General features: G+C 64.7%; 24 protein-coding genes, 4 tRNA genes and 1 pseudogene. 17 read left to right on the top strand and 12 right to left on the bottom strand.

What is annotated here, in order from left to right:
• Positions 1-34: 34 nt before the first annotated feature.
• The gene (locus tag AC3A4E_RS12265; protein WP_487631719.1) at positions 35-1120 is read left to right on the top strand and encodes a substrate-binding domain-containing protein; all 1086 of its coding nucleotides are present in this window, start codon (positions 35-37) and stop codon (positions 1118-1120) included.
• A gap of 148 nt (positions 1121-1268) precedes the next feature.
• Here AC3A4E_RS12265 and AC3A4E_RS12260 read toward each other — a convergent pair whose 3' ends face one another.
• The 10 genes from AC3A4E_RS12260 to AC3A4E_RS12215 form a co-directional block, all read right to left on the bottom strand.
• Entirely contained in the window at positions 1269-1679 is a 411-nt protein-coding gene (locus AC3A4E_RS12260) for a hypothetical protein (protein ID WP_487631718.1), read from the bottom strand.
• 345 nt (positions 1680-2024) lie between these two features.
• Positions 2025-2387 carry a DUF6966 domain-containing protein gene (locus AC3A4E_RS12255; RefSeq protein ID WP_487631717.1) on the bottom strand — a complete coding sequence of 121 codons (363 nt, stop codon included), beginning with the start codon at positions 2385-2387 and terminating at the stop codon, positions 2025-2027.
• 223 nt (positions 2388-2610) lie between these two features.
• A complete protein-coding gene (locus AC3A4E_RS12250) occupies positions 2611-2760 on the bottom strand; it encodes a hypothetical protein (RefSeq protein ID WP_487631716.1) in 150 nt (49 codons plus the stop codon).
• A gap of 694 nt (positions 2761-3454) precedes the next feature.
• Positions 3455-3811: a hypothetical protein gene (locus AC3A4E_RS12245; protein ID WP_487631715.1), complete on the bottom strand. Its 357-nt coding sequence runs from the start codon at positions 3809-3811 to the stop codon at positions 3455-3457.
• Between the two features lie 766 nt (positions 3812-4577).
• Positions 4578-4874, bottom strand: coding sequence for a YrhB domain-containing protein (locus AC3A4E_RS12240; RefSeq protein ID WP_487631714.1), 297 nt, complete (start codon positions 4872-4874; stop codon positions 4578-4580).
• Between the two features lie 608 nt (positions 4875-5482).
• Positions 5483-5839 (bottom strand): hypothetical protein, encoded by a 357-nt coding sequence (locus AC3A4E_RS12235; RefSeq protein WP_487631713.1) that lies wholly within the window; start codon positions 5837-5839, stop codon positions 5483-5485.
• 1122 nt (positions 5840-6961) lie between these two features.
• Positions 6962-7252, bottom strand: coding sequence for a hypothetical protein (locus AC3A4E_RS12230; RefSeq protein WP_487631712.1), 291 nt, complete (start codon positions 7250-7252; stop codon positions 6962-6964).
• Between the two features lie 581 nt (positions 7253-7833).
• Positions 7834-8172: a hypothetical protein gene (locus AC3A4E_RS12225; RefSeq protein WP_487631711.1), complete on the bottom strand. Its 339-nt coding sequence runs from the start codon at positions 8170-8172 to the stop codon at positions 7834-7836.
• A 346-nt stretch (positions 8173-8518) separates the two neighbouring features.
• Positions 8519-8848 (bottom strand): hypothetical protein, encoded by a 330-nt coding sequence (locus AC3A4E_RS12220; protein ID WP_487631710.1) that lies wholly within the window; start codon positions 8846-8848, stop codon positions 8519-8521.
• A 1617-nt stretch (positions 8849-10465) separates the two neighbouring features.
• Positions 10466-10795: a hypothetical protein gene (locus AC3A4E_RS12215; protein WP_487631709.1), complete on the bottom strand. Its 330-nt coding sequence runs from the start codon at positions 10793-10795 to the stop codon at positions 10466-10468.
• 224 nt (positions 10796-11019) lie between these two features.
• On the opposite strand from AC3A4E_RS12215, the gene AC3A4E_RS12210 reads away from it, so the two are divergent.
• From AC3A4E_RS12210 to AC3A4E_RS12135, 16 genes and pseudogenes are all read left to right on the top strand, one after another.
• A complete protein-coding gene (locus tag AC3A4E_RS12210) occupies positions 11020-11976 on the top strand; it encodes an integron integrase (RefSeq protein WP_487631708.1) in 957 nt (318 codons plus the stop codon).
• A pseudogene (locus AC3A4E_RS12205) lies at positions 11973-14485 on the top strand (DNA internalization-related competence protein ComEC/Rec2); the annotation flags it as partial. The gene AC3A4E_RS12210 and the pseudogene AC3A4E_RS12205, both read left to right, overlap by 4 nt.
• Positions 14379-15020, top strand: coding sequence for a MotA/TolQ/ExbB proton channel family protein (locus tag AC3A4E_RS12200; protein WP_232136182.1), 642 nt, complete (start codon positions 14379-14381; stop codon positions 15018-15020). The pseudogene AC3A4E_RS12205 and the gene AC3A4E_RS12200, both read left to right, overlap by 107 nt.
• A gap of 3 nt (positions 15021-15023) precedes the next feature.
• The gene (locus tag AC3A4E_RS12195; protein WP_487631707.1) at positions 15024-15473 is read left to right on the top strand and encodes an ExbD/TolR family protein; all 450 of its coding nucleotides are present in this window, start codon (positions 15024-15026) and stop codon (positions 15471-15473) included.
• 1 nt (position 15474) lies between these two features.
• Positions 15475-17277: a lipid A export permease/ATP-binding protein MsbA gene (msbA, locus tag AC3A4E_RS12190; RefSeq protein WP_487631706.1), complete on the top strand. Its 1803-nt coding sequence runs from the start codon at positions 15475-15477 to the stop codon at positions 17275-17277.
• Positions 17274-18245: a tetraacyldisaccharide 4'-kinase gene (gene lpxK / locus AC3A4E_RS12185; protein WP_487631705.1), complete on the top strand. Its 972-nt coding sequence runs from the start codon at positions 17274-17276 to the stop codon at positions 18243-18245. The genes msbA and lpxK overlap by 4 nt, the downstream gene beginning before the upstream one ends.
• Positions 18246-18319: 74 nt before the next feature.
• Entirely contained in the window at positions 18320-19090 is a 771-nt protein-coding gene (kdsB, locus tag AC3A4E_RS12180; protein WP_487631704.1) for a 3-deoxy-manno-octulosonate cytidylyltransferase, read from the top strand.
• Entirely contained in the window at positions 19090-19569 is a 480-nt protein-coding gene (locus AC3A4E_RS12175) for a low molecular weight protein-tyrosine-phosphatase (RefSeq protein WP_487632070.1), read from the top strand. The genes kdsB and AC3A4E_RS12175 overlap by 1 nt, the downstream gene beginning before the upstream one ends.
• A 7-nt stretch (positions 19570-19576) precedes the next feature.
• Positions 19577-21004 (top strand): thioredoxin-like domain-containing protein, encoded by a 1428-nt coding sequence (locus AC3A4E_RS12170; RefSeq protein WP_487631703.1) that lies wholly within the window; start codon positions 19577-19579, stop codon positions 21002-21004.
• Entirely contained in the window at positions 21001-22926 is a 1926-nt protein-coding gene (uvrC, locus tag AC3A4E_RS12165; protein WP_487631702.1) for an excinuclease ABC subunit UvrC, read from the top strand. The genes AC3A4E_RS12170 and uvrC overlap by 4 nt, the downstream gene beginning before the upstream one ends.
• 18 nt (positions 22927-22944) lie before the next feature.
• A complete protein-coding gene (pgsA, locus tag AC3A4E_RS12160; RefSeq protein ID WP_232136035.1) occupies positions 22945-23544 on the top strand; it encodes a CDP-diacylglycerol--glycerol-3-phosphate 3-phosphatidyltransferase in 600 nt (199 codons plus the stop codon).
• A 36-nt stretch (positions 23545-23580) separates the two neighbouring features.
• Positions 23581-23656, top strand: a tRNA-Gly gene (locus AC3A4E_RS12155).
• 77 nt (positions 23657-23733) lie between these two features.
• A tRNA-Cys gene (locus tag AC3A4E_RS12150) sits at positions 23734-23807 on the top strand.
• A gap of 46 nt (positions 23808-23853) precedes the next feature.
• Positions 23854-23929, top strand: a tRNA-Gly gene (locus tag AC3A4E_RS12145).
• Between the two features lie 103 nt (positions 23930-24032).
• A tRNA-Leu gene (locus AC3A4E_RS12140) sits at positions 24033-24119 on the top strand.
• Between the two features lie 153 nt (positions 24120-24272).
• Positions 24273-25247, top strand: a complete 975-nt coding sequence (locus tag AC3A4E_RS12135) for a GGDEF domain-containing protein (protein ID WP_487631701.1) — start codon at positions 24273-24275, stop codon at positions 25245-25247.
• A 10-nt stretch (positions 25248-25257) separates the two neighbouring features.
• Here AC3A4E_RS12135 and AC3A4E_RS12130 read toward each other — a convergent pair whose 3' ends face one another.
• Both AC3A4E_RS12130 and AC3A4E_RS12125 read right to left on the bottom strand, forming a co-directional pair.
• Complete coding sequence (locus AC3A4E_RS12130; protein ID WP_487631700.1) at positions 25258-25563, bottom strand: hypothetical protein; 306 nt, start codon at positions 25561-25563, stop codon at positions 25258-25260.
• A complete protein-coding gene (locus AC3A4E_RS12125; RefSeq protein ID WP_487631699.1) occupies positions 25560-25811 on the bottom strand; it encodes a hypothetical protein in 252 nt (83 codons plus the stop codon). Before AC3A4E_RS12125 ends, AC3A4E_RS12130 begins: the two co-directional genes overlap by 4 nt.
• Between the last annotated feature and the right edge of the window lie 167 nt (positions 25812-25978).

Raw genomic sequence — 25978 nt, 5'->3', positions numbered from 1 at the left:
GGCGTTGCGCTGCAGCACGCAGGGGGCATCAGACATGTACAAGGTCCGTATCCAGCCGCGCTGGGAACTCGAAAGCGCGGCGGGCGCCACGCTGCCGTCGCACCTGATCGAACTGCTGATCGCGGTCCGCGGCACCGGCTCGCTGGCGGCTGCGGCGCGCAAGGTCGGCCTGTCATACCGCTATGCCTGGGGCCAGCTGCAGGATGCGCGCGACGTGTTCGGACAGCCCCTGCTGCGCATGACCCGGGGGCGCGGCGCGAAGCTCACGCCCATCGGCGAACGTCTGGTGTGGGCGGACAATCGCATCGCCGCACGGCTGTCGCCGATGCTCGACAGCCTGGCGACCGAACTGGAGGCCGAGCTCGAACGCACGGTCAGCGCACACGCCACGCCACTGCGCATCCACGCCTCGCACGGCTTCGGCGTGGAAACCCTGCGGCGCGCGATGGCGGAAGCGGACCAGCCGCTCGACCTCAAGTACCGGAGTCCGGACGACGCCCTGATGGCCCTGCGCAGCGGGGCCTGCGACATCGCCGGCCTGCATCTGCCGATCGGCGATCTGGAACCTTCGTTGTTCGCGCACTACCGCGACCGCCTGGATCTCGATGCCGACCGCGTCATCCATCTGGCCATGCGCCGTCAGGGCCTGGTGCTTGCGCCGGGCAATCCGCGCCGGATCGAGACGCTGCAGGATCTCGAACGCCCCGACATCCGCATGATCCATCGCCAGCCGGGCTCGGGCACGCGGCTGCTGCTCGAAGCCATGCTTGCCCGGCATGGCATCGCCTTCGATCACATCCGCGCCTGCGACGTCGAAGAGCTCACGCACGCCGCCGTGTCTGCCTACGTGGCCAGCGGCCTCGCCGACGTGGGATTCGCGCTGGAGCCGCCGGCGCGCAAGTACGGGCTGGACTTCTACCCGCTGATCACCGAGCACTATTTCTTCCTGTGCCACAACGACGTGCTGGACTCCGGTCGCCTTGCGGCACTGCTCACCCTGTTGCGCAGCGACGGGTTCCGCCATGCGCTGGGGCTGCTCCCCGGGTACGACCCGAGCTATTGCGGGAAGGTGCAGACACTGCCGGAGGCGTTCGATGCAGCCCGGGAAGCAGTGGCGTGACCCATGCGATGGCGAGGGCAGGGCGCGATCCGGGGTGCGGGGCGTGGAGAACGCGTCGTGACCTCCATGGTGCGTAGCGAGGTTGGGCGGCTGTCCTCGCGCCACATTGATCCCGGGGACGGGCTGGAGCCGACAACCGGTGACGTCTTCAGCAAGCGTTGGCTTGCGCCGCAGTGCGCGCCCGATGTGCCTTCGTGACAGGCGACAGTGTTTCCAGAAGCGCCCTGGATGATTCGCGGATCGGACTCCACGCAGGGTGCTGCATGGCCGCGAGATTCGGCGCACGTCCAGCGCCAGCGGGCATGTCGTCGACGGGAACAGAGCGGACCGCCTCCACGAATGCGACAACCGCCGACGCCTGTGACGCCGTCAGGAGACCGGAGCCGCTCAGGGCCCGACCTGCCAACGCATCGTCCCGAAGCTCCCAAGCGGTGTTGTAGTCGCCCATCGCTTCGCATTGCGCGTCCGGTGCAAGCGCCAGCGTCTCTACAGTGAAGATGAAGACGTCATACGCAAGATGGAATGCTTCAACTGCGGTGATTCCAAGGGGGTCGGTCATGTGAGCGGCTGTCCTTGGGGTCGTGTCGCGAGGCAACGTGACCTCGTTGCCTGTCAGGCTTTGAAACGCCTGTGATGGCTGACCCTGATCAACATTGCAACGAGTCCGGAAGCGGCGGAAGCCAGCACGCACCAGCCGCTACGATGCAACAACCCGGTAGCGACACGGCAGTACGCGTGAGCCGCGTCAGCGATCGCGGGACCACAGTCGCCGAAACGAAACGAAGCGAGGCGGTCGAGATCGATACGACCCGGAAAGCTGCAGCGGCCACTGCTGCGAGCACCGACGCGATCACGAAAGGCCATGCTGGGGCACGGGAGACGTGCATCGGGTGTCGGGCCTCGATCAGTGGGTGCCGTCAGACGTTGGCCCGGCGGATGTTCCGGGCTGGATCGTACGCAGCGCGAGCGCCGACGCATACACGCGGCTGGAAGCCTCATCGAGCGCCTCCATACCGGCGATCAGCTGACCGTTCTGCCAAGGCGCGTAGTCGTTGAAGCTGCCCATGCCGCCAAAGACATGGCGGACCAATCGCGACAGGGCATCCACCTCCTTCCGCCCCGCATGTCCTGCAAGCAACGCATCTGTCATCGCGAGGCACGACGCGAAGTGCCGCGTCCACGGGCACCGGGGATCGAGCCGCAGGATCCCGATCAGCGTGCCGAGATCGACGGCAAGACCTTCCAGCTGATCCCGGCGATCCGTCATCGAAGCTGTTGCGCTCGCTGCACGGTGCGGCAAGCCTGCACCGGGCTGGATGGCGCATAGGCCGTGGGGATGATGCGCACCGGGCGATCCCACTCCTGAGGCGGGATCGGGTGTTGCCAGGGTGACCTGCAGCTCATGATCGGAGCGTCGGCGTGTCAGCGACTTTCATGTGTTCCATCACGTCTGATCTGATCCTCGAAATTGTGCCCGATCGAACGCCCGGTCAGGCGACACGCACTGCGTCGTAAGACCACAGCGGACTGGACGCGCTGCGGTGCAGCCACGCCAGCAGGGCCAGCAGACCGAAATGGATGCTGCCCCAGATCCAGTCGCCCGTGAGGAATGCGTGGAAGACGAATATTCTGGAGACCAAGGGCGCAAGAATCGCGATGCCAAGTCGGGCAGTGCGCTCTAGAGAAAGAAGCACGCCGCCGACCAGGCAGGTCCCTGCGATCAATGAACCACGACGCCGCTTTGGGACATCGCATCCACGAGCCTCTGGGCGGACTCGTTCTTTTCGGGGACAGACCAGGACTTGTCCAACAGGGCGTACGGAAACGAGGAGCCGCCGACGTAGACGGTGAGAGCCATAAAAGCCCGAGCAGTGCTCCTCACGAGACCCGACGCCTGAGTGAAGCCGCGCGGAGAGGCGAAGTCGGCTTGAATAAACTGTCAGGTGGCGGTGTCACAGAACGCAGTACGCACCTGACGCGTCAGTTCCAGGGCTCGGCCTGCATGTGAAGCCGTCCGCTCCCTCAACGCCTTGGCATTCCATGCTCCAGAATTTTCGGTGCATTTCGCAGGACTTGGTATCGATGAAGCGAGCGGCGACAAAGCAATTGCGGTCGTCCTCAACGCAAATAACATAACGAACGCGCGTCTCGCCCTGCGCTTCCTGTGGAGAGTTGGCATCGGTCGGCGGGCGGCCGAGGCTACATCCGACGATTGCGAGTGAGAGAAGAAGAACGGAAATTCGTGATGAAGTCATCGCGGCTACCTGACGCCTGAATTAAGCCACGCCGCAAGGCGGCACCGGCTTGAATGAATTGTTAGGCGCGGGTTGCGCACTAGTCATACCAGAAGCCCTCCCTGCTGAGCCAAGCGCATAGCGATCTTGCTGAATCTTTAGACTCTGCCGAATCAGGGCCGAACTCGTCTCGGTCGGCCATTGCGTGCTGAAGCAGGATGTGGCCGTGGATGACCTTCGAATGATTGAGTGCTCCGAACTGGAAGTCACCGGTCAACTCGCCGCGCGCAACCATGTCCTTGAGCTTCTCAGCAGAATCGATTGCAGCTGACCGACTCAGATCAGCTTCCACAATGCGCATATCCGGCTCGATCCTGTTCTCGACGCCGCGGCACAGCTCCGGGCTTGCCGAAGAGCTGGCTAGGACGATGACTGCAAGGGCTGCCGATAAGGTCATTGAAGCGCCTAAAGCCTGGATTAATCCGCGCCGTCAAGCGGCGTCGGCTTGAATGGATTGTTAGGCCCCGGGCGAGGCCTCTCGAAGGCAAGTATCCCAAAGTACAAAGTCATCCGTCTCAGGCGATCGCAGGGAGAGCAGGGGGGCTGGGTCAATGCACCAGCGGCGGAAAATGACCAATAGTTGCCGAATAGTGCCAGCGCTTACTGGATAGGAAAGCTCCAAATCTAAAGTGGTAAGCCTGCCGCGAATATCCTTGTACTCAGGTAGCGAGTAGAGCCACCCGAAAAAATGATCTTCATCCTCAGGGATAAAAAATGTTGGACCTTGAAGGGGAATGATCATGGGCCTAACGCCTGAGTTAAGCCGTGCCGCGAAGCGGCATCGACTTGAATGAATTGTTAGGCCGCTCACCGCAGAAGCGTGGCGATGACCTTTATGAATTCCTCAATCTTTGCACGGTTTTGTGGTACGCCTTCTAGGTCTCCCTCCGTCAGGAAATCCGTGGCATCAGTCCAGCCGCTACTCGGCACGTGTGTTTGCACAAAACCCTAGCCGTCTTTTCCGTCCCAGACTAGGCGAATGGAATGGCCTCGATCGGAGTAGGTGGCGATGTAGCTACCGAACACTTCCGGACGCAGGTCCTCAGATGTCAATTCAGGCCCAGCCTCCCTGAGCAATTCTTTGAGCATCGTGTAAGGGTGCACGAGCGGCCTGACGCCTGAGTTAAGCCGCGCCGCGAAGCGGCGTCGGTTTGAATGAATTGTTAGGCGGCACCCGCACCGCGCGTCGCCTCGTACCGTGCCAGATAGTACTCCAGCGGATGAGCCGTTCCAGCCTCAGTGACTTGACCAGTCAGGCGGTCAACTATTAGAGGGGCGTTGCCGGCGAGCACATCTCTTATATCCTGGGTCTCCAAGTAACGGTGAGATTGATAGAAGAACACCCAGCCGAAAGAACGCTCGAGTGTCTGTGCCTCCATGATCTCAAAAAGACCGCAATCTCCTGCATGTGCGGCGATATGTGATGTAACTATGGCCTGAGCCTGCTCGCGAGAAACCATGCTTGCACCGCCTAACGCTTGAATTAAGCCGTGCCGCGAAGCGGCACCGGCTTGAATGAATTGTTGGGTGGCACCGCTACCAACTGCAGTTGCGCGCTTGGTCTGGAATGCATGAGCTGCCCTGTAAAACTTCAGGTGGCGGCGTAGCTGAAATGACTAATCTGTACTCGAACGTTGCTAAGCCACCGTGCTCGTACTCGATGATCCATTCTAGTCCTTGCCTCTCTGTACGCGTAAGGCGCCGTCTCGGCAAACGGTCGTCCATGATCGCATCGGTGGCATTCCAAGCTGCGTCTGAGTCTGCAAAGGAGCAGTCGTTGCACAACGACACGATGAAAGCCTGAACTTCTGTGGGCAAGTAGCTCATAGCTGCGACCGGCGGGGCAGTAGGTTCTTGGAATGCAGGTGCCGGATCCGGACGTGCGCTGTGCCCCCTCAGCTGTAGCCCACCAAACACAGCGAGCAGTGCGATGAGCGCCAGCGCAGTAATTGTGATCCGCCACCAACTCACTGCGGCTACTAACTTGCATCGGACTCCACGCTGTTCCATTAGCCGCCTAACGCCTGAATTAAGCCGCGCGCGGCGCGGCGTCGGCTTGAATGAATTGTTAGGCGACTGAGTCAAGTCGTTCGACAGCTGTTCTTGCCGCATCGCTTACAACCAGCCACCCTGGATCTTGCCGCCAATCTGGCCATTCTTGTGACAAATCTGGAAGGTGCTGCTCGAACACTCCGTGGAACTCAGCGAGAATTTCCAATTCTTCAGCGGAGAAGCACTCTCGCCACTCACGTTGCCCGCGATCCCATGTCTCCTGCGGATATCTGGGCGGACAGATCTTCTCCGCGGGGAAGTAAAGGTCATTGAACCACCCGCAGATGAGTTCATCCGGCCCAACGACCTCATTGAGATTAGCGAGATCGTCAAGGTGTTCGCGGATTGATGCGTGGTAAGCGAGTTGCTCCATAGCCGCCTAACGCCTGAGTTAAGCCGTGCCGCGAAGCGGCATCGGCTTGAATGAATTGTTAGGCATTGCTGCCCGGAACCTCACGGACTGACTCTACACCAAACAATATTGGTGCTGACTCAATGGGCAAGCAAGCGCAGATCGCGTCCGAGAACTCGTCTAAGAGGGCTTTCCCCTCTGGGTCAAAGTCGTTCTGAGCTTCAAGCACGATGCAATCGCTTTCCCAGCGACAAGACACGTTCTCGTGCCATGGACGACTGGCGAACTCGTCTGCAATGTCTGAGAGGCCCGCTAATGCAGATTGCTCTGATATTCCCCGGCAAGAGACCGTGATCTTAAACATGCAATGCCTAACGTCTGAGTTAAGCCGCGCCGCGAAGCGGCATCGGCTTGAATGAATTGTTAGAGTGCACTCCAGACCAACTCAGCTCTCGATCCGTGTGTGGCGTCTCCCACTTTGACAACCAGCAGAAGGACACGCCCGCGCGCTCCGCAGTCTTCTTGAACAGCTCAAGCTCCGTCTGAGTCGGGACGTAATGCTCTGGCACAAAGTGCATAAGAGCAGCAGGCCTCCGCAACGAGAAGCCGGGCGAAAGCTCCTTGAACATAGCGTTCAAAGTCACTCTGATGCGGGAGAAATCTTTGAGTTCATTACGACGGTTATCAAGAGAGTGGCAGTCTCGCCGGATCGTACGCTTTTCACCGAGCACCCGCCCCGTGAAGTGGTCAGGGAAGACTTGGATGTAGATTAAACGTCGACGGAATAGCTTCACGTACGCTCTAACGCTTGAATTAAGCCGTGCCGCGAAGCGGCATCGGCTTGAATGATTTGTTAGGGCGACGATGAACTGCCCGAAGCCCGGACTTTGACCTGTACGACAGTCCTCCCGAGCGAAGGGCTGTGCCGAGGGTGGTGCCAGAATTCCGGTGCATCCATGCCTCCGTAAGTGGCCGGCTTGCCCAGCAATGGCGCCAGACTGAAGTGGCGGGGCGCGTGCTGGTGGAGCGGGCTTTGCAAGCGAAGTTTCGGTCGCGGTAAGCCACTCAGAAGAGAGTGCTGGTTCCGCGCCCTAACGCCAGAGTTAAGCCGAGCCGAAAAGCGGCTTTGGCTTGAACTAATTGTTAGGGGCCAACACGTTTGATCCGCACCTTGCTGTGCTGGCGAAGCGCACGCTTGCCGTCAGCTGATACCAGATTGATCAGATAGTCGTTGGTAGCCAGTAGGTCAGCGGCTTGGTCAAGCGATGTTGCAAAGACCTTGTTCACTGCTTTGTTGGTTGGAGAGTCAGACGTAGAAGGACGCTTGCGATTGAGCACGTAGCGGCCAGAGGAGTCCGGCTTTGCGATGAATGCCTTCCCAGCTGCGTCACCGCGCGTGCCAATAGCAGTGATACTAACCACGGTTCCAGTCACGAAGATCCCCTTTTGTCGCCTAACGCCTGAACTAAGCCGCGCCGCGAAGCGGCGTCGGCTTGAATGAATTGTTAGGCCTACCGCTGGCCATCCCAAAGCTCAAACTCTTTAGCCCGTGTCGAATCATCTCTGGGTTTGAGGAAGGCGATAAGAATAGCCTCCATATCATCCACCGTTTCAGGCACGTACTTTGATACAGCCTCAGTTTGCTCATTGCGATTCCGATACACGGCAGACAGTCCATGGTCCGGATTGAGGCTGCCTCCTACCTCCATCGAGATTCCAGGTGATAGAACAACTACGACTTGGTGAAAGCCACTGACCCAGTCAACGCTTCGCAGTGCTGAACGCACAGCATCCTCGCTGATTGTCGGAGAGTAGCTGGTTGGGTCGTCTCCGAAGTTTGGGATGACATGAATTCCGACGTTTGACTCAACAGGATCTGTCTCCCATGCATGCGCTTGAGCCGCAGCACTTGCCGGGAGAAGCAGGGATAGGAAGGCGAGCAGTAGATGTTTAATAAGTAGGCCTAACGTCTGAGTTAAGCCGCGCCGCGAAGCGGCGTCGGCTTGAATGAATTGTTAGGCCGCATGCCAGGGTGCGGCCGTCTTGAGCAACTCTCGAATCTCCTCGGGCGAGCTCTCCCTGTACTCCAATGCATGGAACACATCGAGGGCGACGCCATCAAGCGTGAAATCGGACGCTAAATGGAGATCATCTGCTGCGAAGGCAGCGCCGGCTGCGTCTATCTCACCGGCAGCGAAAGCCGCGCCCAAGCTTCTCGCAAATCCATCGCAGAATTCCGACACGCTAATTTCGTGGATCTCGGAGACCTGTAGAAGCGTCTCCCGGAATAGGGCGCTCTCACCGTTGGTGACTCTGGCGTAGTGCTGGATCAACTTGTCGATGATCTGCTTCATGCGGCCTAACGCTTGAATTAAGCCGTGCCGCGAAGCGGCATCGGCTTGAATGACTTGTTGGGGCGCGGGCTGTCAGCCCGAAGCCGGCTGACCCGACTGTACGACAGTGCCGCCAAGCGCGGGGCTGTGCCGATAGCGGTGCTGGAAATCCGGTGCATCCATGCCTCGGTGAGTAGCCGGCTTGCCCAGCGATGGCACCAGAGTGAAGCGACGGCGCACTTGCTGGTGGAGCGGGCATTGCCTGTGAACTCTCAGTCGCGGGAAACCGCACAAAGAGAATGCCAATTCCGCGGCCCAACGCCTGAATTAAGCCGCGCCGCGAAGCGGCGTCGGCTTGAATGAATTGTTAGGCCACACCTGCGCTTGCGAGGGCAGAGACAGCCGCCTTGGCGTGTGTGGCTGGGTCATTCGAGGTCTCAGAGTCCTCGAATGCAGTGTAGTACTGCCAGAACCGTGTGGGCGCGGACTCAAAGCCAGCAAGGGGCATGAGCTGATTGAGGAGGCCGCTGCCGGCGTTGAAGTCAATACGGTCTGCTAGGAACGCCTCACCTACGCTCTCCGCCAAGGCTGAGAGCGTTTCTCCTGACGGTGAGTTTTCTACGTGCCAAGCCTTGACGGTAGCCGAGTCCAGGCCGCTTGCCGTATAGGCATCGATCAGGTTGTCGATGTGTGTCATGTGCGGCCTAACGCCTGAGGTAAGCCGCGCCGCGAAGCGGCGTCGGCTTGAACGAATTGTTAGGCCTCATCTGAGCGCTTGCCCCAGCGAAGCCCAGATGAGGTTACCCCAGATGAGAGCGAAGATAAGTGCGGATAGCCAAAAGAATATTAGCTTTGGCCAATGAAGCATTGTGTTAGACCCTGCGCGGAACCAAGAAAGATAGAAGAGCGGGAAGAAAAAAAGCGTGGCTCCTAGCGGCGGCACTAGGATTGCGAGACAGGTTGCGGGGTTTGGCTGAAATGTTTCGACCTGACGTAGATACAAGAGTTCCGCCGCAAAGAGGACAAGGCAAATGATTTCTAAGGTTAAAATTAGCTTTCTTTGCCGCTGAAGAAATCGGATAGTTTCCATGGGGCCTAACACTTGAGTTAATCCGCGCCACGACGTGGCGTCGGCTTGAACGAATGGTTAGGCGGCCTACGGCATAGGTAGGCAGTGCCGGCCTCGTACTCCGCTGCGGCGCGCATCAGGTTGAGGTCGCCGTTTGGACCTGAGCACATGTGAGCACAGCCCCCACCGACCCTCTCTGCGCAACCGCTACGAATGCACGCCAGCATGCAGGCATCGAGTGCTTCGCAGAGTCTTGCCAAGTTGGCCACGTACCTTGCGTCAGTCGCGCTGCGCGTCTCTATGCCCTTCGTGTGACAGTGTTTCGCCCAAGGCTTAACCGATAGGTCGGGCTGTCCGGATCCGTGGGCAACCGACAATCCCCCCGGGAGCAGCACTAGGGAAAAGACGAGCAGCTGGAAGGGTTTCATGGCCGCCTAACGCCTCAATTAAGCGGACCCGCGAAGCGGGGTCGGCTTGAATGAATTGTTAGGCCACATGCCTAGGCCCCTTGGGCACACCATACCGACGATGAATCGACTCACCAAGAGCGCCGATGGCTAGGGCGCCTACAAAGCACCAAACGTAAGGGCTCAGCGACCTTGGTAGGTCTGAAATGGATTTCCCATATGCCGAAGATCCGGTCGAGGCCAGCTCATGCAGCTGTGAGTAGCTGTCCATAATCACGCCTGCGGAATGGACCATAAGAACAACAGCAACTAGATAGAGTGCTGTTCTTGTGAAATTTGCGATTCTGCTTGTCATGAGCCTAACGCCTGAATTGAGCCGACCCGCGAAGCGGGGTCGGCTTGAATGAATTGTTAGAGCGCACGAAACACATTAGCAATCTCCCTGTCAGTGTTAGCTGTCTCCCACTTGGAGAGCCAGCAGAATGACACTCCGGAACGCTCCGCAATGCGCTTGAACTGCTCAAGCTGATACTGAGTTGGCTGATAGTACTCTGGGATGAAATGCATTAGCGCGACTGGCTTGCGGAGCGAGAAGCCCGGCGCCAGCTCTTTGACCAAACCTGTCAACGTCTCGCGGACCCGAGTGAAGTCCGGATCCCCGCGCGAATTGTCGAGGGCGTGGCAGTCACGTCGCGATCTTTTGTCCTGGCCGACTACGCGACCCATGAAATGATCCGGGAAAACTTGGATGTATAGGATCCGTTTGCGAAACACCATGTGTGCGCTCTAACGTCTGAATTAAGCCGCGCCGGGAAGCGGCGTCGGCTTGAATGAATTGTTAGGCCACACCTGCGCTTGCGAGGGCAGAGACAGCCGCCTTGGCGTGCGTGGCTGGGTCATCCGAGGTCTCAGAGTCCTCGAATGCAGTGTAGTACTGCCAGAACCGAGTGGGCGCGGACTCAAAGCCAGCAAGGGCCATGAGTTGATTGAGGAGGCCGCTGCCGGCGTTGAAGTCAATACGGCCTGCTAGGAACGCCTCACCTATGCTCTCCGCCAAGGCTGAGAGCGCTTCTCCTGACGGTGAGTTTTCTACGTGCCAAGCCTTGACGGTAGCCGAGTCCAAGCCGCTTGCCGTATAGGCATCGATCAAGTTGCCGATGTGTGTCATGTGCGGCCTAACTAGTATTCGACCCCGGAAGCGGGGTGTTGCGCCGATTATGCGTCTGAACTCCGGCGGTCGCCAAGGGGGAATTTCCGACGTGGAATCAACACGTTGTCGCAAGCATTGGAGTGCACATTCGACTTAGCCTGCAAGCGTTATCCGACGCATGGAGGCGAGCGGTGTTATCGGACGATAGTGGGGTGGTAACAGATCCAGCAGCGGCGCCGCGTTTGCTCGATCAGGTGCGGGCGCGGTGCCGGGTGCGGCATCTGAGCATCCGGACCGAGCAGGCCTACATCGGCTGGATACGGCGCTTCATTCTGGCCAATGGCAAGCGGCATCCCCGCGAGATGGGCGGGCCCGAAGTCGCGGCGTTTCTGACGGTGCTGGCAACGCGGCATCAGGTCGCAGCTGGAACGCAAAACCAGGCGTTGGCGGCGTTGCTGTTTCTCTATCGGGACGTGCTCGGGATCGAACTGCCCTGGATGGATGCGGTAATCCGCGCGAAACAGCCGCGGCGGGTGCCGGTGGTGTTGAGCGCCGACGAGGTCCAGCGCCTGTTGTTGGCAATGGAGGGGCGACCGGCTCTGCTCGCGGCGCTGCTGTACGGCACGGGGATGCGGTTGATGGAGGCCATGCGCCTTCGGATCAAGGACGTCGACTTCGCGCAACGCCAGATCGTGGTGCGCGAAGGCAAAGGTGGCAAGGATCGCCACGTGCCGCTGCCGGATCGTGTGATCGCAGGCCTGCGTGACGAGGTCGCGCGCGCCTTGCACCTGCACGCCGCTGATCTCGCGGCGGGTCACGGTGCGGTGTGGTTGCCGGATGCGCTTTCGCGCAAGTATCCCAATGCTGCCCGGGAGCCCGGTTGGCAGTACGTGTTTCCCGCACTGCGGCTGTCGCGGGATCCACGTGGCGGCGTGTTGCGGCGCCACCATCTTGATGAGTCGGTGCTGCAGCGCGCAGTACGCGGCGCCCGTATGCGATCGGGTCTGCTCAAGCCCGCGGGATGTCACACGCTGCGTCATTCGTTTGCGACGCATCTGTTGGAAGCCGGTCAGGACATCCGCACCATCCAGGCGTTGCTGGGCCACAAGGATGTGTCGACGACACAGATCTATACGCACGTGCTCAACCGGGGCGGTCTGGGCGTGCGAAGCCCTCTGGACCGGTTGTCCCTGGGATGAGCTGCCGAACGGTGCCCGGGCTCGGCGCCGGGGTCGCCGCGATGCTGGTGCTGGGCGCGACGCTCTGCCTGCAGGTGCCGGCACTACCACCGTGGTGGTGGATGGCCGGAGGATTCGCGATCGCGGTGGTCGTCTGGGCCACGCAGGCCGGCGTGGCTCGACTGGCAGCGGCGGGTGTCCTCGGCGCGGCGCTGTGCGGTCTGCATGCGGCGCATGCCCTGTCGATCCAGCTGCCGGCGTCGATGGAGCGGGGTGATTTCGAAGTGTCCGGGCGTGTCGTGGGATTGCCGGACCACGAGACGCAACGCAGCACATTCCTGTTCCGTGTCGCCGGGACGGAGCCGGTGCCGGAGGCGTTGCGAGGCAGGCTGTTGCGGATGTCCTGGTACGACGATCGCAGGGACGGCACAGATTTGCGACGCATGACGCTGCAGGCCGGCAGCAGCTGGACGTTCACTGCGCGTCTGCGGGCACCGCGCGGCCTGCGCAATCCCGGCTGGTTCGATGGAGAAAAGCGGGCGATGGCCCAGCGTGTGGCCGCGGTGGGCTACGTACGCACGGCCGGGCCGCTCGAACTGAAGCTGCCCGGTCGCGGTGTCGATCACTGGCGCGAACGGGTGGCGACGCGTATCGACGACCAGGTCACCAGTCCCAGCGCCCGTTACGTGCGGGCGCTGGCGATCGGTGATACGCGCGGTCTCGGCGATCTGGACTGGGAGGCGTTGCGTGCGACCGGGTTGACCCATCTGGTCGCGATTTCGGGTTTCCACGTGGGCATGGTCGGCGGATTCTTTGCGCTGGTCGCCACCGGTGTGTGGTGGTGCCTGCCATGGCTGGGTCGCTGGCTGCCGCGCCCGCAGGCAGCCGCCATCGTGGCGCTGCTGGCCAGCACTGTGTATGCCGCGGTCGCGGGCTGGGAGCTGCCGACGGTGCGGACCGTGCTGATGATCGGCGTGGTGGTGGTGGCGCGGTTGACGCGGCGGCACGTGCGCATCGTCGATGCACTCGCCTACGCGGCGATTGCGGTCGTACTGGTCGATCCCATGGCGGTGGTGTCTGCGGGGTTCTGGCTCAGCTTCGCGGGCGTCGCCTGGCTGGTCTGGTGCCTGCCGGACGCGCGCGAGTGGTCGAAAGTGCGCGGCCTACTGGCCTCGCAGTGGGTGGCGACGATCGGTCTGCTGCCGCTGACGGTGATCCTGTTCGGGCAGGCCTCGTTGGCCGGGCCGGTCGCCAATCTCGTGGCGATTCCATGGTGGAGTCTGGTGGTGGTGCCCCTGGCCCTGATCGGCACGGGCCTGGAGGCCATCCACAGCGGAGCGGGCGACTGGGCATGGCGCAGCGCGGCGTGGGCGTTCGACCTGAGCTGGCCGCTGTTCGACTGGCTGGCCGCGAGCCCGGTCTCCCTGTGGTGGTTGCCCGAGCCGCATGCATTGGCGCTGCCGTTCGCCTTGCTGGCCGCGTTCTGGATGTTGCTGCCTCGCGGCGTGCCCGGGAAAGGGCTGGCCGCGCTGCTGTGGCTGCCGCTGTTGTGGCCCGACCGGCACCTGCCACGGCCGGGCGAGGCCGAGGTGGTCGTGCTGGACGTGGGGCAGGGCCTGTCGGTGCTGGTGCGGACCGCGCGCCATGCCGTGCTGTACGACACCGGGCCGGCCGTGCCCGACGGCTACGACGCGGGCGAGCGGGTCGTCGTGCCGGCCCTGCAGGCGCTCGGCGTGCGACGGCTGGATGCGATCGTCGTCAGTCATGGGGATGCGGATCACGCGGGAGGCTTCGCCGCGGTCCAGCGACGTTTCGCGGCGCCGGTCGTGTTCGCGCCCCAGTGGGACCGGGTGCCGGGGGCGTCCCCGTGTCTGCAGGGCAGCGCGTGGCGGATGGATGGGGTGACGTTCCGGTTCCTGCATCCGGACCTCTACTTCCCGGCGTTCCGCAATCCTTCGAGCTGTGTCCTGCGGGTCGAAACCGCGCATGGCGCGGCGCTGCTGCCCGGCGATATCGACGCGGTCGTCGAGCGCCTGCTGGTGCGGGCCGATGCCGCCGCGCTGGAGGCCAGACTGGTGCTCGCCGCGCATCACGGCAGCCGCAGTTCGTCCGATCCGGCCTTCGTGCGGGCCGTCGCGGCCGAGGTGGCGGTGATGTCCGCCGCACATGGCAGCCGGTTCGGACACCCGCATCCTGAGGTGGTCGCGCGCTGGACGCAGAGCGGCGCAGCGGTCGGCACGACGGCGGGCGGTGGGGCGATGCGCGTCCAGCTGCAGGCAGGCGGCCTGTCCGTGCACCAGATGCGCACGCGCCGGCCGCGGCTGTGGGACGCGTCGGCACGAACGCCCGTGTCCGGGGCGCCGGAGCGGGCTGGGCTATCCTATTCGCCGGACTGAAGCGGCCGGTTGGCCGAAGGGGTTGGCGTGCTCGAACTGGTGAAGGCTGGCGGCTGGCCGATGCTGCCGCTGCTGCTGCTGTCGGCGTTCGCGCTGGCGATCATCGTCGAGCGGTTCTGGGCGCTGCGCCGCAAGGCGGTGCTGCCACCGGGTCTGGGCGAGGAAGTCCGCGCCTGGGCTGCACGCGGCACGCTCGATCCCGCGCATATCGAATCGCTGCGCGGCACCGCGCCTTTGGGCGCGTTGCTGGCTGCCGCGCTGGACGTGCGCAACCGGCCTCGCGAGGAAATCCGTGAGCGGGTCGAGGATGTCGGCCGCCACGTTGCGTTCCGTATGGAGCGCTACCTCAATGCGCTCGGCACGATCGCCGCCGCCGGTCCGCTGCTGGGCCTGTTCGGCACCGTGGTCGGCATGATCCAGATGTTCATGGGTGTCATGGACCACGGCGTGGGCGATGTGAACCAGCTCGCTGGCGGCATCGGCAAGGCGCTCGTGTGTGCGGCGGCGGGCATGATCGTCGCGGTGCCGGCGCTGATGTTCCATCGCCATTTCCGCGCGCGCATCGATGGCTACATCGTGCAGATGGAACACGAGGCGATCGCGCTGATGGATGTCATCGACCCGCGCAACCGCCGCGGCGCGCAGGTGCAGGCACCGGTGCAGGGCTGACGCATGCGCATCCGCGACCGCCGCGCCGAGGACAATCCCGAACTCAACCTCGTGCCGCTCATCGACGTGATCCTGGTGCTGATCATCTTCTTCGTGATCACCACCACCTTCGACGCGCGCTCGGTGCTGAAACTCGAACTGCCGCAGGCGACCGGCGAGCGCAACGATGCGCAGGACGGCACGTTGAGCCTGCTGATCAACGCCGATGGCCGTTATTTCGTCGACGACCGCGAAGCGCTGCGCACCGATGTCGAATCGCTCAAACGCACGATCGCCGAAGTCGCGGGCGACGACCGCGAACGCACCGTGCTGCTGCGCGCCGACGCGCGCACCCCGTGGCAGGCCGTCGTGACCGCCTACGACGCGCTGGGCCAGCTCGGTTTCAAGCGCATCGCGAATGCGACCGCGCCGCAGACGGCCGCAGTGCCATCTGCCGCCACGCAAGAGGAATGACATGAGTACTGCTGTGGACCAGGCGCAGGATGACGCGCCGACGCCGGGACCCGCGCGCGCCGATCGCGCGTGGCCGGTCTACCGCAGGCTGCTGAAGTTCGCCACCGACTATCGCGGCCTGTTGTCGGTCGCGCTGATCGGCATGCTGATCGAGGCGGCCGCGGGCGGTGCCTTCACCAAGATGATGGAACCGATCATCGACGAGACCTTCGTCGGCGAAAACTCCGGCGTGAACCTGTGGTTGCCGGCCGCGATCATCGGCCTGTTCGTGATGCGCGGCATCGCCGGTTATCTGGCCGACTACAACATGGCCAAGGCCGGCCGCGGCATCGCCCGCGATCTGCGCGTGCTGGTGCTGGGCAAGTATCTGCGGCTGCCGGGCATGCGTTTCGATGCCGAACCGGTGCCGTCGATGCTGGTGCGTCTGGGCTCGGATTCCGACCAGGTCTCGCAGGCGGCGGTCGACGCGGCCAAGGTGATGATCCAGCAATCGCTGCAGATCATCGCTTCGCTGATCGTGATGCTGTGGACCAGCTGGCAGGTGACGCTGACGATCCTGGTCATCGCGCCGCCGCTGTCGTGGATCATGGGCAAGGTCGCGCGGCGCTATCGCCGCGTCAGCCACAACATCCAGGACAGTTCGGCGCTGCTGCTGCAGGCGGCCGACCAGTCGCTGAGCAACCAGCAGGAAGTGAAGATCTACGGCGCGCAGGCGGCCGAGAACGCGCGCTATCGCGCAGTCGCCGATGTGCACATGCGCCTGAACCTCAAGGTCGAGGCCACGCGTGCGATCTCCTCGGCGGTCGTGCAGCTGATGGGCTCGGTAGGTCTGGCGCTGCTGATCGTCATCGCCGGTTACGAAGCCTCGCAGGGACGTCTGACCGCCGGCGGTTTCGTCGCGTTGATGATCGCGATGATGGCGATCATTCCCGCGCTCAAGCAGCTGACCAACGTGCAGAACATGCTGCAGCGGGGTGTGGCCTCGGCCGAGCGCCTGTTCGAGATTCTGGATGCCGACGACGAGCGCGACACCGGTTCGCGACCGCTGGCGCGTGCGCGCGGCGAGCTCGAGTTCCGCAACGTCGGCGCGCGCTATCCGGGCCAGAATGCGCCGGCGCTGGAGGGCGTCAGTTTCACCGCGAAGCCGGGCACGGTGACCGCGATCGTCGGTCGCTCGGGCAGCGGCAAATCGACGCTGATCAAATTGATTCCGCGTTTCTACGCGCAGGCCGAAGGCGAAATCCTGCTCGACGGCCATCCGATCGACGACTACAAGCTGTCCGACGTGCGCCGGCAGATCGCGCTGGTCGGCCAGCAGGTGATGCTGTTCGACGACACCGTGGCCGCGAACATCGCCTATGGCGAGATGGCCGGCGTGTCGCCCGAAGCGCTGGATGCGGCGATCCGCGGCGCGAATGCGATGGAGTTCATCGAGAAGCTGCCCAAGCAACTCGAAAGCGGCATCGGCAGTCGCGGTGGTCGCCTGTCGGGCGGTCAGCGCCAGCGTCTGGCGATCGCCCGCGCCATGCTCAAGGACGCGCCGATCCTGATCCTCGACGAAGCCACTGCCGCACTCGATACCGAATCCGAACGTCTGGTGCAGGACGCACTCGAACATCTGATGCCGGACCGCACGACGCTGGTCATCGCGCATCGTTTGTCGACGATCGAACACGCCGACCAGGTGCTGGTGCTCGACCACGGCCGGCTCGTCGAGCACGGCACGCACCAGCAGCTGCTCGAACGCGACGGTCTGTACGCGCGCCTGCATCGCATGCAGTTCCGCGAGGGCGACGCTGGATGAAAGCGCCGCGGTACTGGTTCGACGGCAGCCGTCCGCCGCTGCATGCGCGCGCGCTCGCCCGGGTCTACGGCGCGGCGTCGCAACTGCGGCTGAAGTTCGTGCGGCCGCGCAAGGTGTCCAAGCCCGTGCTGGTGATCGGCAACCTGATCGCCGGCGGCAGCGGCAAGACCCCGCTGACGATCGCGATCGTCGCGCGTCTGCAGGCCGCGGGCTGGACGCCGGGCGTGGCGAGCCGCGGGTATGGCCGCGACGACGCCGGCACGCCGCGCTGGGTGGAGAAGGTCACCGATCCGAAGCTGGCCGGCGACGAGCCCGTACTGATCGCCGCGCGCACCGGCGCGAAGGTGCGCGTGGACGCCGATCGCGTCGCGGCTGCCAAGGCCTTGATCGCCGCCGGCTGCGACATCGTGGTCTGTGACGACGGCCTGCAGCATTACCGGTTGCGCCGCGATGTCGAGATCGAAGTGATCGACGGGCTGCGTCGCTACGGCAACGGCCTGCTGATTCCGGCCGGTCCGATGCGGGAACTGGCGACGCGCAGCGCCGATGTCGATTTCCGCGTGCTCAATACCGGCAGCGCGACCGATGTCGAAGCCGGATTCGGTGAATGGCCGATGCGGCTGGACACCGGGCAGGCGTTGCCCCTGGTCGGCGGTCGTGCGCTGCCGCTGTCGCGCTTCTCGGGCCAGCGCGTGCATGCGGTCGCCGGCATCGGCGATCCCGAACGTTTCTTCGCGACGTTGCGTAGCCATGGCATCGCAATCGTCCCGCACGCCTTCGCCGACCATCACCGTTACACCGCCGAGGACCTGCGCTTCGGCAGCGATCTGCCGGTGCTGATGACCGAGAAGGACGCGGTGAAGTGCATGCGTTTCGCGGGAGAGCGGCATTACAGCGTGCCGGTGTCCGGGCAGTTGCCGGAGGCGTTCTGGATCGCATTGCTGGACCGGTTGGCGAAGCTGCAGTAAGCGCGCAGCGCCGTTCCGGGGGCCTGGAAGGTCGGGGCACGGCCTGATCCGCTCCGATCTGTGACAATTCCCGGATGCGCACATCCTCCGGTTTCGTCGTCGCCATTCCCGCCCGCTATGCCTCCACCCGTCTGCCGGGCAAGCCGCTGCAGCCACTTGGCGGCGAGCCGCTGGTGCTGCACGTCGCGCGTCGCGCGCTGGCGGCCGGGGCGGACGAGGTCTGGGTGGCGACCGATGACGCGCGGGTCCGCGACGCACTCGCAGGCACGCCGGTGCAGGTCGCGATGACGTCGCCGGACCATCCGTCCGGTACCGACCGCCTTGCCGAATGCGCCACGATCGCAGGCTGGAACGACGCGCGCATCGTGGTGAATCTGCAGGGCGACGAACCGTTCGCGCCGGTGTCCGGCATCCGGGCGGTCGCCGATCTTGCGGCGGGTCGCGGTGTCGATCTCGCAACGCTCTGCGCACCGGTCGATGACGTCGAAACCCTGCTCGATCCCAACGCGGTCAAGGTCGTGCGTGGCGCGGATGGCGATGCGCTGTACTTCAGTCGCGCACCGGTGCCGTGGCCGCGCGACGCATTCGCGCGCAGTCGCGAGGTCATGCCGGACGGCGCATGGTGGCGGCACATCGGGATCTACGGTTACAGCGTCGGATTCCTGAAGCGGTTCGCGGCGATGCCGCCGGGCGGCCTGGAACAGATCGAGATGCTCGAGCAGTTGCGCGTACTGGAAGCGGGACATCGGGTCGCCGTCGGCATCACCCCGGATCCGTTTCCACCCGGAGTCGACACACCTGAAGACCTGGCACGTGCCGAGGCGCGACTGGCCGCGTCTCCATGATCCGCCTGCTGGTGGTCTGCCTGGGCAACATCTGCCGCTCGCCAATGGCCGAGGGCGCGCTCCGCGCCCGGATCGACGAGGCCGGTCTGGCCCACGCCATCGACGTCGACTCCTGCGGAACAGGCGACTGGCATGCCGGCGATCCGCCGGACCCGCGTGCGATCCGCAGCGCCGCGCATCATGGCGTCGACATCTCCGGACTGCGCGCCCGCATGCTGGCACCCGCCGACTACCGGGATTTCGACGTCCTGCTGTGCGCCGATGCCAGCACCCTGGGCATCGTGCGCGGGCGTCGTCCGGACGATGCCCGCGCCGAAGTGGTGCTGCTGCTCGACTGGGCGGGGCAGGGCGACGGTGATGTGCCGGACCCCTACACCGGAGACGCCGCCGGCTTCGAGCCGGTCTGGCAACTGGTCGACGGGGCTGCCCGGGCCATCGTCGCGCGGCAACGACGCCGGGCGCCGGGCGTTCGCGCATAATCCGGCCATGACCGACGCCGTGACCGCGCCCGAGTTTCCGGACAGCCTGGAGTGGCTGAACCTGTCCGACCCGCTGCGGATGTCGCAGTTGCGGGGCAAGGTGTGCGCGCTGGCGTTCGTCAATCTCGCGTCCGCGTGGTCGCAGCAGCGGCTGGCCGATCTGGGCCACCTGCGTGCGCGCCACCGCGAACGGCTCAATGTGGTGGCCGTGCACGTGCCGCGGTTCGATGCCGAACGCGAAGCGCGGCGCGCTACGCGTCGCATGCACCGTCAGCACGTCGAGTTTCCGGTGGCGCACGATCCGGACTGGACCTTGTGGCAGCACTACGGGATCGAGGCCTGGCCTACGGTGGTGCTGATAGATGGCGAGGGCCGGGTACGCGAACGCATCATCGGCGAGGGCGGTATCCGCGAGCTGGATGCGCGGGTCAGCGCACTGGCAGGCGAACTCACGCCGCAGGCCACCAATGGCGACCCCATCCGCATGCGGCGGAGCGGCGAGCCGCCGTTGCCGCTGCGGTTTCCGGTCGGCCTGGCGTTGTCGGGCAACTTTCTCTACGTCGCCGACAGCGGCCACCACCGCGTGCTCGAATGCGATACCAGCGGTCGCATCCTGCGGCAGTTCGGCAGCGGCAGTCCCGGCTTCATCGACGGGCCGATGGAACTGGCCGCACTGACGCGCCCGCAGGGCATCCACGTCGAGCGCGACGTGCTGTACATCGCCGATACCGGCAACCATGCCGTGCGCCGCGTCGAACTGCGCAGCGGTGACATCTCCACGCTCTGCGGCGCCGGGCGCCCCGGGATCACCGTGGAGGGCGGGCTGGGCGATCCGCGTGCCATCGCACTCGACCAGCCGCGCGACGTCGTGCTGGCCGGTGACAAGCTGTTCATCGCCTGTGCGGGCGACAACCGCGTGTGGCGTCTGGATCTGGGGCGCTCGCTGATCGAACCGCTGGCGGGGAACGGCAAGCTGGCCGTGATGGACGGCAACGGGGCGATCGCCTCGTTCGCCGAGCCGGTGTCGCTGGCCTGCGTGCAGCAGACGCTCTACGTCTGCGACGCGGCAGGTTCCGCCATCCGCAGCGTGCACACACGGACCGGTGCGGTGTCGACGCTGGTGGGCCAGGACCCGTGGCAGTTCGGTCGGGTCGACGGCCCGCGCACCGACGCACGTCTGCAGCATCCGCAGGCGATCGCACTCGAGGCCGACGCGCCCGTGCTGTGGATTGCCGATGCCGGCAACGACAGCCTGCGCCGGCTGCGTCTGGGTGGTGGCGAACTGACGACCTACGACCTGCCGCAGCGCCTGCATGGCCCGGGCGGCATGGTGGTGGGCAACGATGCGGTCTGGATCGCGGACACCGACGCGCATGCGGTGTTGCGCCTGGATCCGGTCACCGGCGCCCTGCGCCACGTGCCGATAGGCGAATGACCGGGCCGCGCAACAGAAGCGGCGGCGGGGTGGTGTTCGACGGCAAGGCGTTCGTCGCTGGACTCAGCACCGCACCGGGCGTCTACCGCATGTATGCGGCGGACGACACCGTGCTGTACGTGGGCAAGGCCGCGGACCTGCGCAAGCGCGTGGCGAGCTACTTCAACGCCTCGCCCAAGGTCACGCGGACGATGGCGATGATCGCGCAGATCGCGCGCATGGAAACCACGGTCACGCGCAGCGAGGCCGAAGCGCTGCTGCTCGAAAACCAGCTCATCAAATCGCTCAAGCCGCGCTACAACGTCTCCCTGCGCGACGACAAGAGTTATCCGTATGTGCTCGTGACCAGCGACGACTGGCCGCGCATCGCCGTGCATCGCGGGCCACGCAACGTGCCCGGCCGTTACTTCGGTCCGTATCCGGGCGTGACCGCGGTGCGCGAGACGCTGAACCTGATGCAGAAGCTGTTCAAGCTGCGCAACTGCGAGGACAGCGTGTTCCGCAACCGCTCGCGGCCGTGCCTGCAGCACCAGATCGGCCGCTGCACCGCGCCCTGTGTCGGCATGATCTCGGCGCAGGACTACGGCGATGCCGTGCGCCGCGCGTCGCTGTTCCTCGACGGACGTAGCGACGAGCTCACGCAGGAAGTCACGCGCGACATGGAAGCGGCGGCCGAGAAGCTCGACTTCGAAGACGCTGCGCGCCTGCGCGATCTGCTCGGCAACATGCGCAGCATGCAGGCGCGCCAGTACGTCGACGGCAAGGTCGCCGAACTCGACGTGCTCGCTTGCGCGATGCAGGGCAGCCAGGCCTGCGTGCTGCTGCTGGCGTTCCGCGACGGCCGCAATCTGGGCACGCGGGCGTTCCATCCGCGTACCAACGGCAGCGACGATCCGGCCGAAGTGCTGGCCGCGTTCGTCTCCCAGCATTACGCCGAGCAGACGCCGCCGCGCGAGATCGTGCTCGACCGTGCGATCGAGGACGTGCCGCTTCTGGAGCAGGCCTTCAGCGAATCCACTGGCCGCCGCGTGCAGATCAAGACCAGCGTGCGCGGTGATCGCGCGCGCTACGTGGATCTCGCGCGCCGCAACGCCGAGATCTCGCTGGCGACCGAAATGAGCAGCCAGGCTGCGCAGAACGCGCGCGCCGAATCGCTGCGCGAGATGCTCGGTCTCGCATCGCTCGCGCAGCGCATCGAGTGTTTCGACATCAGCCACACCATGGGTGAGGCGACGGTCGCCTCGTGCGTCGTGTTCGACGCTGCCGGGCCGGTGCGTGGTCAATACCGGCGCTACAACATCGCCGGCATCGAGCCGGGCGACGATTACGCGGCGATGCACCAGGCGCTGACCCGACGCTTCCGCAAGGCCGCCGATGCGCGGGCTGCCGAGGTCGCTGCGGTGGAGGCGGGCACTGATGTGCCGGCTGCGGCGGAGAGCGCCGGCATCCTGCCCGATGTGCTGCTGATCGACGGCGGCACCGGCCAGGTCGCGCAGGCGCGCGCGGTGCTCGACACGCTCGGCATCACCGGCATCTGTCTGGTCGGCGTGGCCAAGGGCGAGGCGCGCAAGCCCGGCGACGAGACCCTGCTGCTGCCGGACGGGCGCGCGCTGAAGCCCGGCGCGGCGTCGCCCGGGCTGCAGCTTGTCCAGCAGGTGCGCGACGAAGCGCATCGTTTTGCGATCACCGGTCATCGTGGACGCCGCCAGAAGGCGCGCACCACCAGCCGGCTCGAGGACATTCCCGGCATCGGCCCCCGCCGCCGCGCCAGCCTGCTGAAGCATTTCGGCGGTCTGGGCGGGCTCAAGGCGGCCGGCGCCGAGCAGATCGCCCAGGTCGAAGGTGTCAACGCGGCGCTCGCGCAACGCATCTATGCGACCCTACACGGGCTCGACCCCGGCCCAGGCGCCGGACACGACTGAATCCCCCACAGGCGTCCGATGAAATTCACGATTCCCACCTGGATCACGCTGATGCGGATCATGCTGATCCCGGTGCTGGTGCTGGTGTTCTATTTGCCGTTCCAGTGGACCAACTTCGCCACCGCGATCGTGTTCGCGTTCGCGTCGATCACCGACTGGCTCGATGGCTGGATCGCGCGCAAGTACCACCAGTACTCCGCATTCGGCGCATTCCTCGATCCGGTGGCCGACAAGCTGATGGTCGCCGTCGCGCTGTTCCTGATCGTGCAGGGCCACCCGACGCCGTGGATGGCGTTCTGGGCGGCGGTGATCGTGGGTCGCGAGATCGCGGTGTCCGCGCTGCGCGAATGGATGGCCGAACTCGGTCAGCGTGCGACGGTGCGCGTCGCGGCGATCGGCAAGATCAAGACGATCGCGCAGATGGTCGCGCTGCTGTGCCTGCTGTACTCGGTGACGCCCGACCAGCCGCCGCGTCCGCTGCCGTGGCTGGGCCGCGAGATCTTCATCATCGGCGACTGGCTGCTGGCGATCGCGGCGATCCTGACGTTGTGGTCGGGCCTGCTGTATCTGCGTGCCGCATGGCCGATCATGCGTGCTGCGGAAAAGAACAAGTATTGACACCCCGGCGGCGATGGGTAGAATTTCGCCTCCCAAGCGGGAATAGCTCAGTTGGTAGAGCGCAACCTTGCCAAGGTTGAGGTCGAGGGTTCGAGCCCCTTTTCCCGCTCCAGTTTCGAAGACGAGGCCCCGGGTTGTACGCGGGGTTTCGTTTTGTCGACAGGACCCAAAGTCCTGCACGGCGTCACCGGCCTGGTGGCAGAGTGGTTATGCAGCGGATTGCAAATCCGTGTACGCCGGTTCGATTCCGACCCAGGCCTCCAGCCGGCGCACCACTCGGGTCGCAGGCGGGTTACAATACGGTTCCAAGCGGGAATAGCTCAGTTGGTAGAGCGCAACCTTGCCAAGGTTGAGGTCGAGGGTTCGAGCCCCTTTTCCCGCTCCAGTTCGAAAAGCCCTGCAGACGCGGGGCTTTTTCGTATCTGGCGTCACGCAGGACGCGCGACGGTTCCAATCGACCGCGCGCTGGGGCACGCTGTCGACCGCCTGCCCGGATGGCGAAACTGGTAGACGCACCGGACTTAAAATCCGTTGGCCGCAAGGTCGTGCCGGTTCGATTCCGGCTCCGGGCACCATCGTCGGCCGCTGCGTTCGCGGATCGACGTCGCAGTTCTCTTCATTCCCCCAGGGCTCGGTGTTTGTGTTCACGGGCGTGTGCGCGTGGCCGGTCCAGGGTGCGCGCACGGTAGACGACAGGCTGGGCGGTGGGAGAGGCGGGCGCCGGCACGATGATTTCGAGACTCCGGAACAATTTCCAACTGGCCATCATCACCATGCTGGGGTCGGTGACTGCGGTCGTGCTCGGCGGTTTTCTGGCGTGGCGACTTGCACGCGGCGACTGGGGCGTCGCGGCGCTGGACGCGGCGGTGGTCGTCACGATGGTCGCGATCGTGCGGCTGGCATGGCGGGAGGGGCGCACCGAACGCGCAGGCGCGTGGATGGTGGTCTTCAATTCCGGCTTCGCGATTCTCGCGTGCCTGACCCTCGGTTCCGCTGCGAGCGGTTGGGTCTACGTCGCGCTGATGACCAGCTTCTATCTCGCGCCACTGCGCGTGGCGGGCTGGAGCGGGGCGATCCTGCTGTTGGCCGCCTCGGCAACCCTGCTGTGGCGGGATGTCGGACCGGATCACCTCGGCACCCTGGTGACCTGGTCGCTGGTGTACGGGTTCTCGCTGGTGTTCGCACGGCGCCTGCGCGCGCACAGCGACTCGCTGGAGCTGCTGGCGAGTGTCGACCCGCTGACGCGCATTCCCAACCGCGGCATGCTCGAAGCCGATCTGCGCCATGCGATCGCGACCGGCCAGGATGCGCGCGCGGGATTGCTGGTGCTCGACATCGACCGCTTCAAGGCCGTCAACGACACCTTCGGCCACGCGGCCGGCGATGCGGTGCTGATCGATCTTGCGGCATTGCTGCGCGAGGAACTGCGGCAGGGCGATGCCGTCTATCGCTTCGGCGGCGAGGAGTTCGTCATGCTGCTGCAGGTGCGCTCGGAGCAGGCGCTGGCGCGTGCGGCCGAACGCGTTCGCGATGTGGTGGCGTCCAGGCTGGTCGGTCCCGGTGGCGCGATCACGGTGGCGGTGGGCGGCGCGATGCTGTCGGCCGAGAGCGACTGGCAGGACTGGTTCGCACGCGCAGACGCGTCGCTGTATCAGGCCAAGCGTGCGGGCGGCAACCGGATCCACATTGCCGAACCGCTCTGAGGCGTCCGGATCAGCCGGGTCCGGCGTGCTGTGCAACGCCGGTGGCGTCGCTGTCCCAGCCTGGCGCCAAAGGGCGGGTGCGTGCCGCGCGGACGCGGCGCACGGCGACCAGCCTGCGCCGCCACCGCAGCAGGGCACCGACGATCGACAGCATCGCCAAGGCGGCGGCGACACCCACGACCCACGGTGCCAGTGCCGCGAGTGGCGACAGGATCGAGCCGTCGGTGTTGCGCAGCGCGAGCGCGAACACGACGCCCGTGATCAGGATGTAGGTCGGCGCGACGAGGGCACGCCAGATCGTCCGCGGCGAGATCATGAGGCTGCAGGTCCCGTGTCGACCGGCGCCGGCCCGACGACCGGCGCCGCATCGGGCTGGCCGCGCATCGTCCGGAAGTGCGAGGCGGCCGTCGTCCGCGCGACGTCCCAGTCGATCGCACGTGGCACCTGTTCCCACTGCGCGCGCAGCACCGGTTCGAGCTCATGCCAGTCCGCGTCCGGCTGGTCGGCATGGACGGCCCGTGTCATCTCGGCAAGGACCACCGGGTTGTAGGGAGGTTGCGACATGGACGTTCGGGGCACGGGTGGGGTTCGGTTCGACAGTAGGCAGCACCCCGCCAAACCCCCGTGAAGCGGACGGGTGCGCAACGGAACATTCAGTTTCGGGTGGCCCCGTGACAGTTCGCTACCTACCATGCGTACAACGCACAGCGCAGGCCCGACCGGTCTGCAGC

Source organism: Luteimonas sp. Soil_N_1, from assembly GCF_057656255.1.
This window is presented reverse-complemented; position numbering and strand designations above follow the sequence as displayed.

Excerpts from the sequence above, each read along its gene's own strand:
- AC3A4E_RS12215 (WP_487631709.1), bottom strand. The coding sequence starts at position 10,795 with ATGACACACATCGGCAACTTGATCGATGCCTATACGGCAAGCGGCTTG.
- AC3A4E_RS12255 (WP_487631717.1), bottom strand. The coding sequence starts at position 2,387 with ATGACGGATCGCCGGGATCAGCTGGAAGGTCTTGCCGTCGATCTCGGC.
- pgsA (WP_232136035.1), top strand. The coding sequence starts at position 22,945 with ATGAAATTCACGATTCCCACCTGGATCACGCTGATGCGGATCATGCTG.
- AC3A4E_RS12265 (WP_487631719.1), top strand. The coding sequence starts at position 35 with ATGTACAAGGTCCGTATCCAGCCGCGCTGGGAACTCGAAAGCGCGGCG.
- AC3A4E_RS12245 (WP_487631715.1), bottom strand. The coding sequence starts at position 3,811 with ATGACCTTATCGGCAGCCCTTGCAGTCATCGTCCTAGCCAGCTCTTCG.
- kdsB (WP_487631704.1), top strand. The coding sequence starts at position 18,320 with ATGCGCACATCCTCCGGTTTCGTCGTCGCCATTCCCGCCCGCTATGCC.
- AC3A4E_RS12225 (WP_487631711.1), bottom strand. The coding sequence starts at position 8,172 with ATGAAGCAGATCATCGACAAGTTGATCCAGCACTACGCCAGAGTCACC.
- AC3A4E_RS12125 (WP_487631699.1), bottom strand. The coding sequence starts at position 25,811 with ATGTCGCAACCTCCCTACAACCCGGTGGTCCTTGCCGAGATGACACGG.
- AC3A4E_RS12170 (WP_487631703.1), top strand. The coding sequence starts at position 19,577 with ATGACCGACGCCGTGACCGCGCCCGAGTTTCCGGACAGCCTGGAGTGG.
- AC3A4E_RS12130 (WP_487631700.1), bottom strand. The coding sequence starts at position 25,563 with ATGATCTCGCCGCGGACGATCTGGCGTGCCCTCGTCGCGCCGACCTAC.
- lpxK (WP_487631705.1), top strand. The coding sequence starts at position 17,274 with ATGAAAGCGCCGCGGTACTGGTTCGACGGCAGCCGTCCGCCGCTGCAT.
- AC3A4E_RS12240 (WP_487631714.1), bottom strand. The coding sequence starts at position 4,874 with ATGGTTTCTCGCGAGCAGGCTCAGGCCATAGTTACATCACATATCGCC.
- AC3A4E_RS12260 (WP_487631718.1), bottom strand. The coding sequence starts at position 1,679 with ATGACCGACCCCCTTGGAATCACCGCAGTTGAAGCATTCCATCTTGCG.
- AC3A4E_RS12235 (WP_487631713.1), bottom strand. The coding sequence starts at position 5,839 with ATGGAGCAACTCGCTTACCACGCATCAATCCGCGAACACCTTGACGAT.
- uvrC (WP_487631702.1), top strand. The coding sequence starts at position 21,001 with ATGACCGGGCCGCGCAACAGAAGCGGCGGCGGGGTGGTGTTCGACGGC.
- AC3A4E_RS12135 (WP_487631701.1), top strand. The coding sequence starts at position 24,273 with ATGATTTCGAGACTCCGGAACAATTTCCAACTGGCCATCATCACCATG.
- msbA (WP_487631706.1), top strand. The coding sequence starts at position 15,475 with ATGAGTACTGCTGTGGACCAGGCGCAGGATGACGCGCCGACGCCGGGA.
- AC3A4E_RS12220 (WP_487631710.1), bottom strand. The coding sequence starts at position 8,848 with ATGACACACATCGACAACCTGATCGATGCCTATACGGCAAGCGGCCTG.
- AC3A4E_RS12195 (WP_487631707.1), top strand. The coding sequence starts at position 15,024 with ATGCGCATCCGCGACCGCCGCGCCGAGGACAATCCCGAACTCAACCTC.